Origin of the sequence: Virgibacillus doumboii (assembly GCF_902806455.1) — a bacterium.
Taxonomy (GTDB): domain Bacteria; phylum Bacillota; class Bacilli; order Bacillales; family Amphibacillaceae; genus Lentibacillus; species Lentibacillus doumboii.
The window spans coordinates 3,217,731-3,234,773 of the sequence record NZ_CADCWQ010000001.1 but is presented as its reverse complement, the minus strand read 5'-3'; the positions used below and the strand labels follow the sequence as shown (position 1 = coordinate 3,234,773).

15 protein-coding genes, 1 pseudogene and 1 riboswitch are annotated in these 17,043 nt (G+C 34.8%); of the genes and pseudogenes, 13 read left to right on the top strand and 3 right to left on the bottom strand.

The window, feature by feature from the left end:
• Positions 1 to 30: 30 nt before the first annotated feature.
• Positions 31 to 1,671 (top strand): chaperonin GroEL, encoded by a 1,641-nt coding sequence (groL, locus tag G6R02_RS16155; protein ID WP_164670253.1) that lies wholly within the window; start codon positions 31 to 33, stop codon positions 1,669 to 1,671.
• Positions 1,672 to 1,752: 81 nt separating this feature from the next.
• On the opposite strand, the gene G6R02_RS16150 is transcribed toward groL, so the two are convergent.
• Complete coding sequence (locus G6R02_RS16150; RefSeq protein ID WP_164670252.1) at positions 1,753 to 2,964, bottom strand: site-specific integrase; 1,212 nt, start codon at positions 2,962 to 2,964, stop codon at positions 1,753 to 1,755.
• Positions 2,965 to 3,308: 344 nt separating this feature from the next.
• Between G6R02_RS16150 and G6R02_RS16145 the strand changes: the two genes are divergently transcribed.
• Positions 3,309 to 3,476, top strand: coding sequence for a hypothetical protein (locus G6R02_RS16145; protein WP_164670251.1), 168 nt, complete (start codon positions 3,309 to 3,311; stop codon positions 3,474 to 3,476).
• A gap of 250 nt (positions 3,477 to 3,726) precedes the next feature.
• Here the strand turns inward: G6R02_RS16145 and G6R02_RS16140 are convergent, their stop codons facing one another.
• Positions 3,727 to 3,930: a hypothetical protein gene (locus G6R02_RS16140; protein ID WP_164670250.1), complete on the bottom strand. Its 204-nt coding sequence runs from the start codon at positions 3,928 to 3,930 to the stop codon at positions 3,727 to 3,729.
• Positions 3,931 to 4,627: 697 nt separating this feature from the next.
• Positions 4,628 to 4,729, top strand: a riboswitch (cyclic di-GMP riboswitch).
• Positions 4,730 to 5,141: 412 nt separating this feature from the next.
• On the opposite strand from G6R02_RS16140, the gene G6R02_RS16135 reads away from it, so the two are divergent.
• The 6 genes and pseudogenes from G6R02_RS16135 (at position 5,142) to G6R02_RS20440 (ending at position 8,359) form a co-directional block, all read left to right on the top strand.
• Positions 5,142 to 5,585 carry an EAL domain-containing protein gene (locus G6R02_RS16135; protein WP_164670249.1) on the top strand — a complete coding sequence of 148 codons (444 nt, stop codon included), beginning with the start codon at positions 5,142 to 5,144 and terminating at the stop codon, positions 5,583 to 5,585.
• Between the two features lie 75 nt (positions 5,586 to 5,660).
• A complete protein-coding gene (gene motA / locus G6R02_RS16130; protein WP_164670248.1) occupies positions 5,661 to 6,461 on the top strand; it encodes a flagellar motor stator protein MotA in 801 nt (266 codons plus the stop codon).
• A complete protein-coding gene (gene motB / locus G6R02_RS16125; RefSeq protein WP_164670247.1) occupies positions 6,439 to 7,209 on the top strand; it encodes a flagellar motor protein MotB in 771 nt (256 codons plus the stop codon). The genes motA and motB overlap by 23 nt, the downstream gene beginning before the upstream one ends.
• Positions 7,210 to 7,436: 227 nt before the next feature.
• The gene (locus tag G6R02_RS16120) at positions 7,437 to 7,898 is read left to right on the top strand and encodes a chemotaxis protein CheX (protein WP_164670246.1); all 462 of its coding nucleotides are present in this window, start codon (positions 7,437 to 7,439) and stop codon (positions 7,896 to 7,898) included.
• Between the two features lie 23 nt (positions 7,899 to 7,921).
• Positions 7,922 to 8,201: pseudogene (locus tag G6R02_RS20445) on the top strand (Hpt domain-containing protein); the annotation flags it as partial.
• A 20-nt stretch (positions 8,202 to 8,221) separates the two neighbouring features.
• Complete coding sequence (locus tag G6R02_RS20440) at positions 8,222 to 8,359, top strand: hypothetical protein (protein WP_425509052.1); 138 nt, start codon at positions 8,222 to 8,224, stop codon at positions 8,357 to 8,359.
• Between the two features lie 610 nt (positions 8,360 to 8,969).
• On the opposite strand, the gene G6R02_RS20270 is transcribed toward G6R02_RS20440, so the two are convergent.
• The gene (locus tag G6R02_RS20270; protein ID WP_281347115.1) at positions 8,970 to 9,101 is read right to left on the bottom strand and encodes a hypothetical protein; all 132 of its coding nucleotides are present in this window, start codon (positions 9,099 to 9,101) and stop codon (positions 8,970 to 8,972) included.
• A 692-nt stretch (positions 9,102 to 9,793) separates the two neighbouring features.
• On the opposite strand from G6R02_RS20270, the gene G6R02_RS16105 reads away from it, so the two are divergent.
• From G6R02_RS16105 to G6R02_RS16085, 5 genes are all read left to right on the top strand, one after another.
• Positions 9,794 to 10,534 carry a hypothetical protein gene (locus G6R02_RS16105; RefSeq protein WP_164670245.1) on the top strand — a complete coding sequence of 247 codons (741 nt, stop codon included), beginning with the start codon at positions 9,794 to 9,796 and terminating at the stop codon, positions 10,532 to 10,534.
• A 111-nt stretch (positions 10,535 to 10,645) separates the two neighbouring features.
• Positions 10,646 to 11,650 (top strand): SH3 domain-containing protein, encoded by a 1,005-nt coding sequence (locus G6R02_RS16100; RefSeq protein WP_164670244.1) that lies wholly within the window; start codon positions 10,646 to 10,648, stop codon positions 11,648 to 11,650.
• Between the two features lie 96 nt (positions 11,651 to 11,746).
• Positions 11,747 to 12,316 (top strand): hypothetical protein, encoded by a 570-nt coding sequence (locus G6R02_RS16095; RefSeq protein WP_246202591.1) that lies wholly within the window; start codon positions 11,747 to 11,749, stop codon positions 12,314 to 12,316.
• A 1,180-nt stretch (positions 12,317 to 13,496) separates the two neighbouring features.
• Entirely contained in the window at positions 13,497 to 16,073 is a 2,577-nt protein-coding gene (locus G6R02_RS16090; RefSeq protein WP_164670243.1) for a helicase C-terminal domain-containing protein, read from the top strand.
• A gap of 168 nt (positions 16,074 to 16,241) precedes the next feature.
• Positions 16,242 to 16,733: a GNAT family N-acetyltransferase gene (locus G6R02_RS16085; protein ID WP_164670242.1), complete on the top strand. Its 492-nt coding sequence runs from the start codon at positions 16,242 to 16,244 to the stop codon at positions 16,731 to 16,733.
• Positions 16,734 to 17,043: the final 310 nt, after the last annotated feature.

Sequence of the window (17,043 nt, the reverse complement as noted above, 5' to 3'; positions counted from 1 at the left end):
ATCATACGATTTTAAGGAGGATGTTCTCATATGGCTAAAGAAATCAAGTTTAGTGAAGACGGCCGCCGTGCAATGCTTCGCGGTGTGGACACATTGGCAGATGCTGTAAAAGTAACATTGGGACCGAAAGGCCGTAATGTTGTTTTAGATAAAAAATTCGGTTCACCATTAATTACAAATGATGGTGTAACAATTGCCAAAGAAATCGAACTGGAAGATCATTTTGAAAACATGGGTGCACAGCTTGTATCCGAAGTTGCATCCAAAACAAATGATGTTGCCGGTGACGGTACTACTACGGCAACTGTTTTGGCACAATCCATGATTACTGAAGGACTGAAAAACGTAACATCCGGAGCTAACCCTGTTGGTGTCCGTCGTGGAATTGAAAAAGCTGTAGAAGCAGCGGTTAATGAATTAAAGTCAATTTCAGAACCAATCGAAAGTAAAGAATCCATTGCACAGGTTGCATCTGTATCTTCAGGTGATGAAGAAGTAGGTAACCTTATTTCAGAGGCAATGGAACGCGTTGGTAATGATGGTGTTATCACAATTGAAGAATCAAAAGGCTTCAACACAGAATTGGAAGTTGTTGAAGGTATGCAGTTTGACCGTGGATATGCTTCTCCATACATGGTTACTGATCAGGATAAAATGGAGGCAGTTCTTGAAGACCCATATATTCTAATTACAGACAAGAAAATTGGCAATATCCAGGAAGTATTACCAGTACTCGAACAAGTTGTACAACAAGGCAAGCCACTATTGATGATTGCTGAAGATGTTGAAGGGGAAGCACTTGCAACATTAGTTGTAAACAAGCTTCGCGGTACATTTAACGCAGTAGCGGTTAAAGCACCAGGATTTGGCGATCGTCGTAAAGCAATGCTTGAAGACATTGCTACATTAACCGGTGCAGAAGTAATCACAGAAGACCTTGGTCTTGACCTGAAGAGCACAACGATGGAGCAGCTTGGTCGTGCAAACAAAGTTGTTGTTACAAAAGAAAACACAACAATTGTTGAAGGCTCAGGTAATCCGGAAGCACTTTCTCAGCGTGTAGCACAAATCCGTGCACAAGCAGAAGAAACTACTTCTGAATTCGATAAAGAAAAACTTCAGGAACGCCTTGCTAAATTGGCAGGCGGTGTCGCAGTAATCAAAGTCGGTGCGGCAACTGAAACAGAACTGAAAGAACGCAAACTTCGCATTGAGGACGCACTGAACTCAACTCGCGCTGCAGTCGAAGAAGGTATCGTATCAGGTGGTGGAACAGCCTTTGTTAACGTACTCAGCAAAATCGGCGCATTGAACCTTGAAGGTGATGAAGCTACAGGTGCAGATATCGTGCTCCGCGCACTGGAAGAGCCTGTACGTCAAATCGCGCACAACGCAGGCCTTGAAGGATCCATCATTGTAGAGCGTCTGAAAGGTGAAAAAGTCGGTATTGGCTTTAACGCTGCAGAAGGCGATTTTGTAAACATGGTCGAAGCAGGTATCGTTGACCCGACAAAAGTTACCCGTTCAGCACTGCAAAACGCAGCATCTGTAGCAGCAATGTTCCTGACTACTGAAGCTGTAGTCGCTGACCTGCCTGAAGAAGAAGGCGGCGGTGCCGGTGGCGGCATGCCAGACATGGGTGGCATGGGCGGAATGGGCGGCATGATGTAATCTGCCCATCACCCCCTTGGTATATAAGGTTTAAAAGAAAGAAAAAAGCAAAATGCTAACATTTTGCTAACATAGAGAATGTTATTGAAGGCGTCTCATTAATTTTCCAAATTTATGGGATGCCTCCTTTTTCATTTCTTTGGTTACGTGTAGATATATCTTTCTTGTTGTTTCATCATTTGAATGGCCAAGTCGATCCATGATTTCTTCTAATCCAACCCCAGCTTCTGCAAGTAATGACGTATGGGTATGCCGTAAAGAATGTGGTGTTAGCTCAGTGTTTAATTCTGCTAAGTTTAACAACCTTTTCATTCTGTTTTGTATTTTCTTAATATAAATTGGATATCCAGGATGACGTTCAATGTTAACAAAAATAAAGCTCCTATCATGATAAGTGTCACGATACCTCATTTTTGCTTTATTCTGTTGAGTTAAGTGTTTTTTTAACGCTTCTATAACATCAGTATCAACAACTATAGTTCTCCTAGATCCTTTAGTCTTTGGTGGAACAAGCCGATAGTCGAGAATGTTATTTGTAGGATTGTAGTAAGTTTTTGAAACACTTACTGTTACCTCATCAAAATCAATGTCTTTCCACTTTAAAGAAACTAATTCACCTACTCGCAATCCAGTATAAGACAGTGTAAGGAATATTAAATAATCCATCTCTAAACCGTGTGTTTTTGCTGTTTCAAGGAGTTTTGTCAGTTCCTCTTTTTCTAGGTAATTTGGTAATTCTTCCTTTTCTAGGTCCTCAATTGTTTTTTTATCCTTCTTTAAATAAGTAAACTCAGTTGGATTTTTTTTGAGCTTGTCTAATTCAATAGCTTTCTTAAATATCATTTTTCCGGTTCGATGAATCCCATCCAACGTGTTATCAGCATAACCTTTAGCTTTTAAATCATTTAAGGCATCCTGATATGCTTTTCTTTTAATATCTTTAAGTTTTAAGTAAGAAAAGTATGGCATTAATTTATCAATTTCATGCTGTCTAACTCTTATCGTTCCTGGCTTTACATCATTTGTTTCGGTATAAATTTGAAGCCACTCTTGAGCGAAAGCTTTAAATAATTCATTGGACTCATTCACAAAAATACCTTGATTTAAGTCATTAATTAATAATGCAGCCGCAGCTTCTGCTTCTTGTTTAGTTTTAAAACCACCTTTTGATTTTTGTTTCCTTTTACCTGTTTTCGGATCTGTGCCAATATCAATCACAAAAGTATATTTTGCTCCGCAGGTACACTTTCTTTTTTTACAGATACATCCTCTTCTATAGACATGACCTTTCATTTCATTAGCACCTCTATTATAGATATTATGTCAACGATAATTGCCTATTTTACCCTTCTTGCAAGTAATTAATACGCGTCTTTGCATTAAAAATATGTTCGATGAGTATTATAGTTAATCAGTGAAGGTAACTAAGTCGTATGAGGATAGGGCTAGATGCACTGGGGGAGAAGCTGAAACAAGACTTTACTAACAAAGGGTTTCAGATTTCGAATAAAGTAGGTGTTTTAGAAGAGGGAATTATACGAAACAATAATGAGGGGGATATAACTGAAGATTTAAAACGATTTTAAATCAGCTTGAAAACATTTATAATGATAGTATCAAAAAGGTAGGTGATTAAAATGTCAACCATTAAGAATAAACAAACCAACCAACAGCAACGGAAAGAGATTATAGATAAGTTACAACGAGCAGGTATTAAAGTGAATCAAGGTAAAAAGTCACCAAAAAATGGAAGATATTCTGGACTGATTGGTGGTGAGCGAAAAAAGATAACAATAAATATTTAAGTTCTTTTGGAAAGCAATTATGATATAAGGAAGAAGAATGTTCTTATAGAATATGATGATTAGCTTATAAAAAACGCTCAAAATTGATTTCTAGGCGTTTTTTTAGGTGTGCATGGCATGCCCATATTCTTTAGGGTTTAAGTCCTGAACTACGAAGGAATTGTAATGGTTAGATAAAGAGTTTATATACTTTAAAGAGGATGGCGCAATGATAGATAAGTGCATTCCTTAAACCCTTTCGATCGGATTATCATTTCTTAATCTTATATTTCTGGAACCTTTGTTCAATAAACCCTAATTGTATTAATTTATTTATATTTTCTCTTACTTGTTCATCTATATATACTTCCTCAATTTCTATTGCTTTGGGGTAATTTTTATCAAGTTCTACAAGTATACTTACTTCAATTAGGTTGAGGTTATTTCCCTTAGCTACTTCTAATAGGTTTCTCATATTTTTACACCTTTTAAATAAGTCATAGCATTGCGCTATGACTTGCGGTTTTTAGGAGTAACAACTCTTCAAGGGGGAAGTTGTTACCGTAACTATTATGCCACTCGTTATTACCAGTTTCAACCATTCATCATGTGACTATTTTGTGAAAAGTTATATGTAATATACAACACCTTCCCCGGTCACTCAGTTAAAAATCTCACAACAAATACGATCACATTATTTTTTATTTTTAAGTGTTCTTTATACACTGTGTTGTTTTCAGGCATACCAGCATTTGTGAACACTCCACCAAAGCAATCCTCTTCTAAACGTTCTATATCCCTGATCATCTTATTGTATTATTAGTCCATGACGAATAATCTATTTTAGAAAAAATAGAAGGGCATAATCCAAAAATAACATGAATTTACATTCATCATGCGTACATTTTAGGGATCTTCATTTAGTACATTAGCAATGGTGGAATTTAAATTATTCTGCCTTTTGAACATAATTTAAACCCTTGTCACAATTTGTCGATACTAAGTGTGAGGAAAATTTATACAATCAGGGAGGAATATATATATGTTAGACATTCAATCACTAAATAAGCAGTATATTGCTGGAAATAGGTTGTACATATAAAAAATTTATCGAATTTGTTAGATAAATGTGTAAAATCAATAATTGTTAATTATCAAATATACCTGAAGTTGATTGAAAACGGCAAACTATTCGAAAGGGTAGGACGCAAAGCAAAGGGTCTAACGTTTTATTGGGTATTAATACCTAAAACCATGATTGCCTGGCTGCCAAATCATAATCACGTTATTATTACCGTCATTGTTTTGGCTATTCAATTCTTTGGATAGTCATTTTCTATGTAATGGACTTAAAAAGAAAGGGTTGAAGTTCTAGGTTCAAAAGGTGAAAATGTATATTTCAATTGATATATACAACAAAAAATTACATAGAATGAGGTTTTTATTATGAATTCAAGTTCAGATTTCTCCGTAAGAGATATAACATTTTACAATGTTGGCCAACCGATTATGAACTTAAGAGAAGATAGTGTTCATGGATATGAGATTCTGCTTCGTTCAAAGGAATTTGTTAATCCAAACTCCTGTTTGAATTTGCCAGAGATAAAGGTTAATCGATTTAGGTATTGAATCTATATCTCTAAAATTTTCCAAACATTTGAAGTAGGTGGTGTACCTGTAAAAGATATGAACATTTTCATCAATGTGTTTCCAGCAACATTGTTGGAATCGTCTTTTTACATTCTTTTGCAGCGGATGAATTCTTTTATAGATACTGATTCAAGGAACATCGTCTTTGAATTAAATGAAGTTGAAAAGGATATGGATTTATCTAAAATTAAATTGGTTGTAAATGAAATCAGGAAGAAAGGTTTCTTGATTGCTCTTGATGATATTGGAAAAGGAGAATCAACACTTAAATCAATTTTGGAAATTAAGCCAGATATTGCAAAAGTCGATAAGCATTTTGCTAAAGATTTGGCAGAGTCTCCAAAAAAACAAAAAGCGCTTAAATTAATCCTGAATCTTTTTGGAGGTGATACAGAAGTTATTTTGGAAGGATTCGAGTCTAAGGCTGATTTGGATATAGAGAAAGATATGGGAGTATCCTTAGGACGGGCTTTTTATTAGGAAAACCTAAGCCAATAAGGTATTACATACCATGTACTTATCCAGATAATTATAGAAGATTATGGAGGTTCAATTATGGATAAAGGATCAATTATAGGAATATTATTTGGACTTATTGCAGTCGGAGCAGGTATGTTTCTAAAAGGTGTAAGTCCATTGGCCGTAATAAATCCTGCAGCATTACTTATTATATTTTTGGGAACGGTAGCTTCCGTCTGTATAGCCTTCCCAATGAGCACACTTAAAAAAGTCCCGTTATTATTAAAAATTATTTTTACGGAAGACAAAAATAATAATGCAACGGAAATTGTTAATGGATTCACTGAATGGGCAGAGGTTACTCGTAAACAAGGTATTCTATGGCTGGAAGGACAAATAGAAAAGGCGGACAATTCTTTTTTAGCTTCAGGACTACAACTGGTTGTGGATGGTCAGTCTCCTGAGTTTATACGGGAGGTATTACTTGAAAAAGTAGATGCTATGGAGGAAAGGCATCAAAAAGGGGTTTCCATATTTACCCAGGCTGGTACATATGCTCCTACTTTAGGTGTACTAGGAGCAGTAATTGGCTTAATTGCCGCCCTTAGTAATTTGAATGATATTGAAGCATTAGGTCACGCAATATCAGCTGCATTTGTTGCTACATTACTAGGTATCTTCTCAGGTTATGTTTTGTGGCATCCTTTTGCGAATAAATTAAAAGAGAAGTCTGAAAACGAAGTTCGTTTGAGGCAGATTACAATAGAAGGGATATTATCACTAGCGAATGGAGAGTCCCCACGGGTAATTGAGGACAAATTAAGCTCTTATTTATCGTCGGATGAGTTAGCAGGAATAGGTGAGGGGGATGAAAATGCGGAGAAAGAAACGATATAAAAAATCTCACATTAATGAGTCATGGCTCCTTCCATATTCGGACATGCTGACTCTTATAGCGGCACTATTTATTGTGTTATTTGCAATGAGTGAAATAGACGCACAAAAATATCAGCAACTTATACAAGTGTTTAATAGTGAATTTGGTGTTGAATCAAGTGTGGTAGATAATAATTCCAGTACCATTGAACCAGCTCCTAGTAAAACTCCAATTGATCCAGAAGTCGATGATAACAAGGAAGATGAAGAAAAAGGTAAGAAGGAATTGTTAAGATTAAAAGCCTTACAGGAGCAGATTAATAAGTATATAAATGAAAATAATTTATCTGATGTGTTACGAACGCAATTATCGGGTGAGGGATTGATGATTACGATATCAAATGATGTATCGTTTGATTCCGGAAGCGACAAGGTAAAGAAGTATGGCAAGAAGATTGCTAGAGAGATGTCTGAATTTCTATACACGGATCCTCCCCATCGGATAGTAGTAAGTGGTCACACTGATAATGTTCCAATACATAATAGTGAATTTTCATCGAATTGGGAACTAAGCGCTATGCGAGCAATTAACTTTATGCGCTTATTACTTGATAATGAAAAATTGGATCCTGAACGATTTAGTTCTAAAGGCTATGGCAAGCATCATCCAATCGTTCCAAATACAGGTGTTGAAAATAGAGCAAAGAATAGAAGGGTTGAAGTTCTTATTTTACCAAATTATGATATTCCGTTAAACGATAATAACTAAGGGCTGATTCGGAATGAAAAAATTTGGTTATGCTTCATTTTATAGAACTGGTACTAAATAACTATAAAGTGCAGAAAACAATCTATTTGATAGATTATAACGCTGAGATGATGGGCCTAGTATGCAGAGAGAGTTGTACGATAACCATCTGGCTGCCGAATCTTTTGGATTAATTTTGACTAAATGCGTCTGAATAGCCTTTTTCTGCAGTAAAGGAGTGTGGAATGTTGAATATATCGACACAGGAACGTAGCAAAGCAGCTACAATTTTATTAAATGGCACCTTTACATCCCTGGAAACAGTGGTGCCAATTCAGCAAACAAGAGAGAAACCTCAGTTATTAAAAAGCGATTTTCACATTGACTATGGTGTTCTAATTGGCATTACCGGTGACGTTAAAGGAAAATTAGTCTTGTCCGGAAATCCGACAACATTCAGTAAGATTGGTGAAGTCATGTACGGAATACCGCTTGAAGGCGAAATGCTTATTTCCTTTAGTGGCGAACTGGGTAATATGATTGCAGGTGGGCTTTCAACGAACATAGTCGAAAAGGGAATTAATATCAATATTACTTCTCCGACTATGATGCAGGGTAATACAACGCTGTATGGTTTTAAACAGGGACTTAAAGTGATGAGTTCGCTGGATAGTGCTGGAGACTTGGATATTTACTTGCTACTTGATTAATAGACATTGGAAGGAGGCTTCAAATGGAAACGACTGATTATATTGAGGTATTCCTTGATGAGAGCAATGAACATTTGCAGGTAATTAATGATAGTCTATTAAAGTTGGAAAAGCAGCCAGAAGATCTAGACATAGTTAATGAGATATTTCGTTCAACTCATACGTTAAAAGGAATGGCCTGGACAATGGAGTTTGAAGATATTGCTGCACTGACTCAAAATGGAGAATGTATTGGACAAAATTAGAAATCAAGAACTGAAAGTCAGTGAAGAAGTTGTGGATATTATTTTTGAAGCACTAGAGGGACCTGGAAAAAATGGTTGGTGCCATCGGGTATAGAACAAACTTCAGCTTCATCCCAGCAGACAACCAGTTCAATGGAAGAAGTTGCTGCTAGCTCGGATGATCTTGCAAAATTGGCCGAAACGTTAAATCGACTGGTTCGCCAGTTTAAACTATAGTATATCAATAAATTGAAAGTCCGTTAGGCTATTAAAGTGGACGGACTTTCACATTTTAAAGTAATATGGTATATGTCATTAAGTTTTGTTATCTGAAACAAGGCATCAGAAAAAAGTGATGAGTCATTAATTTTTATTGGAATAAGAAGAGCAAATCGAAAAATGAGTAATATTGCAATCGTAAAAGAACCAAGTATACCTCGTGATGGTGTTCAAAAGGTGATAAAGTAAAGTTTATCTAATCACACTGTTTCAGTGTATAGTTCTAAACAGTTGGATGTACTGATCAACAGATTTAATCATCATCGATAGGGATGTAGAGATGGATAAAATTCGTTTAATTGAATATTTTATAGAAAGGCATAAAAAATTGCGATATGGATTTCTCATATTGAAAATGATTGTCTAATAGAATTATTTGAAAAGGGATTAAATAGGTATTTCTTTAATGGGATGGAATCTAATGAATTAACATTTGCTATTGAAAATATGCTAAAAGGAAGCATATTTTCATCCATTTTTACCCCCCATATTATTAAATGATAATATTAATCTGAACCAGTATATTGTAACCAATTGTTAAAGACTAAAGCTCTGCCATTCACGGCTTCTAATTCAACAAAATATTTATAATGGCTAGTTTTTGTTTAAGTTCATCATCCGACAATAAGTTAAGTTCGTTTTCCGGTATTCCAAGGTTTAATAATTCTTTTTTTATTTCTTCTTTAACATTTACTTCCAAATTAACACTTCCCCTTCTTCATATTTAACCTTTCAGTATGAAAATTTATTTAATATTTTCTAGCACTAATATCGACTTGTAAAGTAGCATTATTAAGCAGTGGATATGAAATAAGATTGCTAATATGTAAAAAAACACAACAAAAAACTATATTATATAATTTTTTTCTTGTATATGGAATAAAGGTTTTCGATATGAAAGAAGAACTTGATAATGTAAATTTGAAAAGACAATCGAAAATGTTAATGGCAATTAATAAATGTACCTTTTGGCAATCAGGCATATGCAATAAATCCTAAAACTTTACATGGAGAAGTGGTGATGGTAGGCTGATTTGCCAAGCAAGACCAACGCTTGCTGTATTGCCTTTCACCTTCACCACAAAGGCTCCATGTCAAGTTATCTTGGATATGAATATAAACTGCCATACTTATAATGTCGATTGCCATTTCCTACAAAAAAGTAAATGCCAAATACATCGAAAAATTAAAAGTGTGCAGGTGTGTGGCTCTGAAATAAAGTTTGATAATTTATATTATAGATTGAATCATTTTAAATAAAGTCTAATAATTTATATTGGTAAACAGGAATTAACTATTCCAGAATCGGGCCAGATTGTTTCATAACATATTGTGAAAATGTCAGGGGTTTGAAATAATTATATTAAAAAAGAATAAGTGGGGAAAACTCAGATGCAAATTCTAAAAATGTTATTAAATGTATTGCTAGTTTCAGCTATAGCCTTACTACTTTCACTTTCTAATGTTAGCGCAGAAGTAGTTAACCAAAACCAAAATGCAATAAGTGGTTGGACTACAAAAGATTACATTACAATATGTATTGCTATTGCTGGTTTTCTTTTGGGTTTAACTAATACAAGTATTTTAGTGTATAAAGAGTTCTTTAAAAAGGAAAAAGAACCTAGCTTTGAAGTGAAATGTGATGAAGCACTAATCAGAGATTTAGAAGGTAATAAGTGGAATGTGGATATTCAGCTCAATGCTACAATTCGTGCAGTAGATGGAAAAAATACAATTAAAAAGGTTGAAATGATTCACTCTGGAAGAAATGCTGTATTTGGTTCGATGGGAGCGGGTTATAAACACCAAACCTTTAGAAAGTCATATGATTACTGGAATTACAATTTTTTGGATAAATATAATGATCTAGATAGTTTTGAAAGTAAGTTAAATGAGTTAAATACAAATAAAAGGTACGTTAACCTCTTTAATCTATCTATAGAAGAGGGTCAAAGTATTAGTATTTCACTAATAGATAGATTTGTGGGGTTTAGATTCCCAGATGGATATGAAGATATTCCGAAAAACAACTGGTTTCTGGAGGTAACTGATAGCCAAGATAATAAGTATGGTACAAGCTTTAATTTTGTTGATTACAAAAGCAAGAATGAAAGGGAGTTAATGGTTCATTAAATAAATATTAAGTTGGTTTGATTTTCTGCAGATGGACAGTAAAATCTGATAAATTTAAGAGGCGTTGTGATAATCTAATTTTAAAAACGATGTGTAAAGGCAGGCATAAGAATGGCAAATTATAATACTGGGGATAAAATGAAGAATGTCATAGAAGTGATAAATAAAACAACTTTACCTGATATAAACAAAATGGCAAGTGCTGTAGAAGCGATAAATAAGGCAACTTTACCTGACATAAGCAAAATGGCAAGTGCTGTAGAAGCGATAAATAAGGCAACTTTACCTAATATAAACAAAATGGCAAGTGCCGTAGAAGCAATAAACAAGGCAACTTTACCTAATATAAGCAAAATGGCAAGTGCCGTAGAAGCAATAAATAAAGCAACTTTACCTGACATAAGCAAAATGACAAACGCCGTAGAAGCAATAAACAAGGCAGCTTTACCTGATATAAACAAAATGGTAAGTGCTGTAGAAGCAATAAATAAAAGAACTTTGCTAGGTGTGGACAAAATTACATCATTGGGAGAAACATTAGCTACATTTTCCGATAAAATAGCGGAAATAGATTGGACAAATTATAAGTTAACTAATAAAGATTTAGAGCAAGCACATGATATATTGGAAAATGAAAATGCAGAGGAAATATTAAATGAAGAGCTTAGTGAAAATAAGGATCCTAATAAAATAAGCAAACCTATTAAGAGTGTTTTAATTTTTATTTACCACCTAATAATGTTTCTTGCTGCTTTTGCACAGGTAGTAGAATTTACGGAAGATAGAGTGATTCCAGTAATGCAATCATATATACATAATGAACAAGAAGGCACTTTTCATTCTGAAAGAGCTGGTATAAAGTGGGTAAATGATGAATTGAAAAAGGACGCTTCACGTCAAATTGTAAACAATTTTAGAATAGTTACTAAAGAAAGCCTTATAGTACGTGAAGGGAAACGAAAGGATTCAAGAATAGCTGGAAAATTAGCTACTGGATATGTGGTACAAATTCTTGAAAAGAAAAAGAATTGGTCTTATGTACTTTATTCTGATTATGAAAATAAGGAAGTTATAGAAGGTTGGACTTTTACAAGATACCTTAAGCAAATTAAATAAGAGCAGTGCATATAAAGCCATGAATGATAGTGCAACAATAGGGCGCTTTGACGTATAACTTTCCCTTGTCGGCCAATTTATTTAACAGAGAAAGGGGTGCCGTTTACAATTTCTAGTCTCAAGGATTTTACTATTGGTGTATTGGCTTCTTTGTTCGCTTCGTTTATAACTACATATGCTTTTCAATTTTTACAGTTTGGTAAGGATCTTAATCTAAAGGAATTTTCAAACGCAATAATTAACTATAAATTTATCATATATTGGGGATTGTTATTAATCGCTTTTATCCTGATACGCCAGCTTGTTAGAAAAAAGATTGAGCAGTTGCAAACACCTTACCCAATGGTTGTGAGTATAGGAGATAATTATGATTTAGAAGGTGAGGTAGGAGGTTATGGATTTAATTGGAGAGTTCACGCTGACGTTAGGCGTAAGGACTCCCTCTCGAATGAGATCTTAGATATTAGCGTTGGTATGGTAGATGGACCATATTGCAAGGTTGATTACAGAGAAATGAAGGTATCTAGAACATACTTTGGGAGATATAGGTATAAATGTCCTAAATGCGGTTACAAGCGGATTTTTTTAAAAAATGCTTGGACATTAGAGTGCGAAATTAAAGATGAAATGGAAGCCGAATATAGGCGTAATAAAGCCAATAGTTAGTGGGAAAACCCATGTTCACGAATGTTTTGCTTATTCCAGAATCGGGCGCGCGCGACAAGTTCCGCTATAAACGCATTGAAGCGTGAACATGCGGGGAATTTTAATGAATTTCAACTTTACAACGGAGGGTGGGAATAATGGAACCAAGTTTCCTGAAACCATCCCGTCAACAAATCCTGCATGCGTCAAGGCTGACAGGCCTTGGGGTATGAAGCACAGGTGATTCGGCAGAACGAAGGCTGGAGCCACTCCTCAGAGAAGGTATGCCGACGGATATGCCGCACGGCTGAAAAACTGGATATGGTGAGAATGTTCTCACGAAAGGGAACTGACAAACTTCCGAATGTACGGGTCTAAAGATTGAACATAGGGAAACTTATGTGTCATCCAACGATGGCGTGAGTGGTGTAGAGTAAAAATGCGCCCTCTGAAATAGGCTATACCGGACAACGGCGGTATCCAGCTCACAGGCTTATAGGAAGCACCTAAGTCTAGTATCGATAGCTACGTTGTAAGGGACTTGGAAAGCAAGGAACGTTGGAACAGAGCTGTCACTCGAAACGTTTGCTATAAGGCATATGCTGAAAGGTATTTATCCTTGTGAGGGTAGGGGTATGACCAAAGAATCTTCTGTAATGGAAGTGGAGGAACAGCCCCAAGTCTAGCGAATGGAACGGTGGTTTTCCAAGCGTGCATCGCACCGATCGGGTAGGAATGTGTGATTTTACACAGTGCGAGCTTTCAGGTTAGGTTCGGTAGCCCTTTCCTACTTGAAAGTAACGAGGAACTTATCATCCAGTACATATCGTTAGATGGAGCGCGGAGTGCGGGGAAACCTGCATGCTTCGTGTGGAGCAGGGGAAAAGCTGGAGATAATCTCAAAGGCTTACCTATTGCTAACAAGAATTGAATAAGCAAACACAGACTTTATGGGTTTATCAAATAAAGGAGTATAAATCAAAAAATCACTAAAGTAATTTTGAAGTCCTATCCTTAAGATTTTCATATACGGGATCTGGTTCATATCATTGCCTAGTTTTGGATATGACCATAGTCACATTTTAGTTTCAAGTTCAAGCTCTATTGGTCTATATGCTTATTCAGCATAGAGTAAAAATGTATTTATAGAGTCATATAATGTTATAATACTCTTGAATTTAAAAAGAAAGGGGTAAATCCTGTGCCGTTTTTTATACCTGATGAAGATGAGAGTAAGTATAATGATACAATCGATTTATTTAATAAGTTAGGCAAGCTGGAAAGACTTTCTCATGAACAAGGTGAATCATTAAAAGAATATGAACTTAATAGAGATAATAAAACAGACTTTGCAATTGAAATGCCATCTGGACATGGTAAGACTCTTGTTGGTGGACTTATATCTGAATACAATCGAATAAATAATAACTGGAGGGTAGTTTATGCATGTGCTACTAGGCAGTTAGCTAATCAAACTCACCAATTACTTGATTTATATGGTATTTCTTCTGTCCTTTTAACTGGAAAGGGAGATAATTTCTCACAAATTGATTTGGGTAAGTACCAGAGGTCAGAAGCAATATGTGTGACAACTTATGGGCACATTTTCAATATTAATCCAAAGTTTAATGACTCAAATTTAATAATCTTTGATGATGCACATGCAACTGAGTATGCAATAAATGATTTTTGGTCAGTTGATATTAATAGGCATGAATATAGTGATATTTTTGAAGCTCTTGTTTCAACATTAGGAGATAGTCTTTCACCCAATGTGTATGACAAACTAATACACGGTACATATGACCCTATGACTGATGGAGTAGATATTGTTTCTTTTCCACAATGGTATAAAAAATCAGATTCTATTAGAAGTTTGTTAGATTCACGCACCGATGATACCAAGCTTTATTATCCATGGAGTAGAATCAGAAACAGTCTTCATTCATGCCAAATATTCGTTAATCATTCAAATATAGTTATTAAACCTATAATACCACCAAATAAAGTACATCAAGCATTTGTTAATCCTCAAGAAAGAATATACATGTCAGCCACTATTGGTAAATCTGGAGAACTAGAAAGAATGTTTGGTGTTCAGGATATTCATTACATTAATAAATTTTCTAATCATTCAAATAAAGTATCCGGCAGAAGACTCATAATGTTTCCTGAGGATCATTTTGAGGGAGAGGAATTGGAAAGAGTATTAAAAGAAACTGCTATTAAAAGCAACAGAGCTCTCATATTGACTCCTTCAAGAAAAAGCATGAGAAAAGTAAAGGAGACAAAAGAAAAATTATTACCTGAATTTACTCTTTTCGAGAATAGTGATATTGAAGATGATTTAACTAAATTTACCGAAGAAGATAATGCAATATTAGCTCTGACAGGTAGATATGAAGGCATTGATTTAAAAGGCGATGAATGTAAGTTAGAAATCATTCATGACTTACCTGTTGCTATTAGTATTGAAGAAAAGTTTCTTCAAGACCGACTTAATGCCACGGAACTATTAAATAGTAAATTATCCACAAGGATTATACAAGGTTTAGGTAGATGTACTAGAAGTAAGAATGACTCTTCGGTAGTTTTATTTACCGGGAAATACGTAGGCGATTACTTGTATAAAGATGAATTTATAAACCTGCTACCTGCTGATGTTCACGCTGAAATGAACCTCGGTTTTAATCAGATTGATTTTATTAAAGATATTGAATCATGGCATACTTCAATAGAAGAATTTATTAATGAAACGGAAAGTTGGAAAAAGGTTGAAAATTACCTTGAAAGACAAGAAAGTAAGCTGATGGAAGAAAAACAAATGGATTCTTCGAATAAAAATGCTGTCCAATTATATAATTCTACTAACCATGAGATTGAATTTATATATAACTTGTGGAATGGAGATTATTCAAAAGCTCACAATTCTGCTAATGAAACACTTACAAAACTAGGGAGAAATGAAACCTTAAAAGGTTATAGAGCGTGGTGGAATTACCTTATAGCATGTGTATCTACACTGCAACGTGATGAAGACAAGACTAGAAAATATCTAACCAATAGCTTAAATGCATCTGATAATAAAGTATGGTTAGACAAAAGGGATATAAGTTTTAGTGATGAAATTCAGGATGAGATTTACTCAGAAAGTTTAGAGCTTCAAATTGAGCGAATAAGTAATTACTTAAAATCATTTGGTGATAGGGAGAAAAAATTTGATAAAGATTGGGCAAAGATAATAAATGGATTGCGAAACAAAGAAGCTCAATTTTATGAACCTGCACTTAAATCTTTAGGTACTATACTAGGTTTTTATGCAGAAAAACCTCCTAATGAAGAAGGAGTACCAGATGGAGTGTGGAACATTAATAACACATGGATATCTTTAGAAGCTAAGACAAATATTGAAGATGAAGATGCCTATATTCCATTAGAGGATATAAGACAAGTGTTTGTGCATAAGAAATGGGTGAAAGAGAAATATAATTTGGAGAATGAAGAGAAGGTTACACTTGTTATGGTATGCCCTAAATATAAGATCAAGGATACATCACAACATGCTGCAGAAGGTATTTACTTAGTTAGTACAGAAGACATTATAGAATTAGCTACTAAATTAGAGGGTGTACTTCGTAGTGGGTTAAATGAGTTAAAATACGGAGTTAAATCAAATTTAAGATATTTACTCATAAGTGGCCTTTATGAGAAACATTTAACATCCGAACACATCTTAGATAATTTTACTAGAAAAGAATTGGCTCAGCTAGTTGATTAAGAATTTAGGTGCTTACGAGAGAAATTGAGAGAAATGTGGTATTGTTTTAGCAAATGGTTATTCCACAATAGGGTAAGCTTGCCGAACAGGGCTTCCTTCTGAATCCGGCTTGGTTATGGAATAAGTGCTCACGCGGAAATTCGTGTATAAAGCAGGAGGTCATAAGAATTGCTTAGTTTAGAAAAAGCGACAAAAGGTAAGGAAAGCATTTTACATAACCTTATGCAATTCTATATCTATGAATTTAGTAAGTTTATTACTGAAATTAAATTAGAACAAGATGGTGCATTTAAACCATTTAACTTGAATAGATACTGGGAAAACCCTAATTTTCACGCATTTTTTATTAAGCTAAAAGATGAATATGTTGGCTTTGCACTTGTAGAAAGTGAATCAAAATCCTTTCCCAATACCTTTCACGAATTCTTTATCATTGCAAAATATAGTGGCAAAGGTTATGGGAAAAAGGCTGCAACAGAACTTATACGTATGTTTCCGGGTAATTGGATTATCACTCAAATTGAAGCAAATTATCCTGCTCAGGTATTTTGGAGGAGCCTTGTTTATAAGCTAACTAACGGTTCTGTAACTGAACGATATGATAACGAGAGAAGGTCTATCCAAGAATTTCACACATCCTCACTATTAGATATTGAATAATTTTGTCAGGTTATTCTGTACAGTTTACTTTCCACAATAGGGGCGATTGCAGAAGACCATAAGCCTAATTCCTTAGTAAAAAAAAGGAGAGTTTAGGGCTTTTTCACTTCAAAACCATTGAAGTTATCCTATTGGTAAACGCATTTACAGCAAGTGGTAAATTTTGTGGCAACTGCTGGTAAAAAACATGGTAGAGGTGGTACATTGTAGTTACCGTAATCATTAGTCTAGTTTCTATTTATTATTTTTTAGTCATTTAAGTTTTATACTTTATTAAATAATTTCAGTAAAATTGCCTTGGTAAGAAAAG

Coding starts and splice junctions, on each gene's coding strand:
- G6R02_RS16150 (WP_164670252.1), bottom strand. CDS start 2,964: ATGAAAGGTCATGTCTATAGAAGAGGATGTATCTGTAAAAAAAGAAAG.
- G6R02_RS16105 (WP_164670245.1), top strand. CDS start 9,794: ATGCAAATTCTAAAAATGTTATTAAATGTATTGCTAGTTTCAGCTATA.
- groL (WP_164670253.1), top strand. CDS start 31: ATGGCTAAAGAAATCAAGTTTAGTGAAGACGGCCGCCGTGCAATGCTT.
- G6R02_RS16145 (WP_164670251.1), top strand. CDS start 3,309: ATGTCAACCATTAAGAATAAACAAACCAACCAACAGCAACGGAAAGAG.
- motB (WP_164670247.1), top strand. CDS start 6,439: ATGCGGAGAAAGAAACGATATAAAAAATCTCACATTAATGAGTCATGG.
- G6R02_RS16100 (WP_164670244.1), top strand. CDS start 10,646: ATGGCAAATTATAATACTGGGGATAAAATGAAGAATGTCATAGAAGTG.
- G6R02_RS16140 (WP_164670250.1), bottom strand. CDS start 3,930: ATGAGAAACCTATTAGAAGTAGCTAAGGGAAATAACCTCAACCTAATT.
- G6R02_RS16135 (WP_164670249.1), top strand. CDS start 5,142: ATGAACATTTTCATCAATGTGTTTCCAGCAACATTGTTGGAATCGTCT.
- motA (WP_164670248.1), top strand. CDS start 5,661: ATGGATAAAGGATCAATTATAGGAATATTATTTGGACTTATTGCAGTC.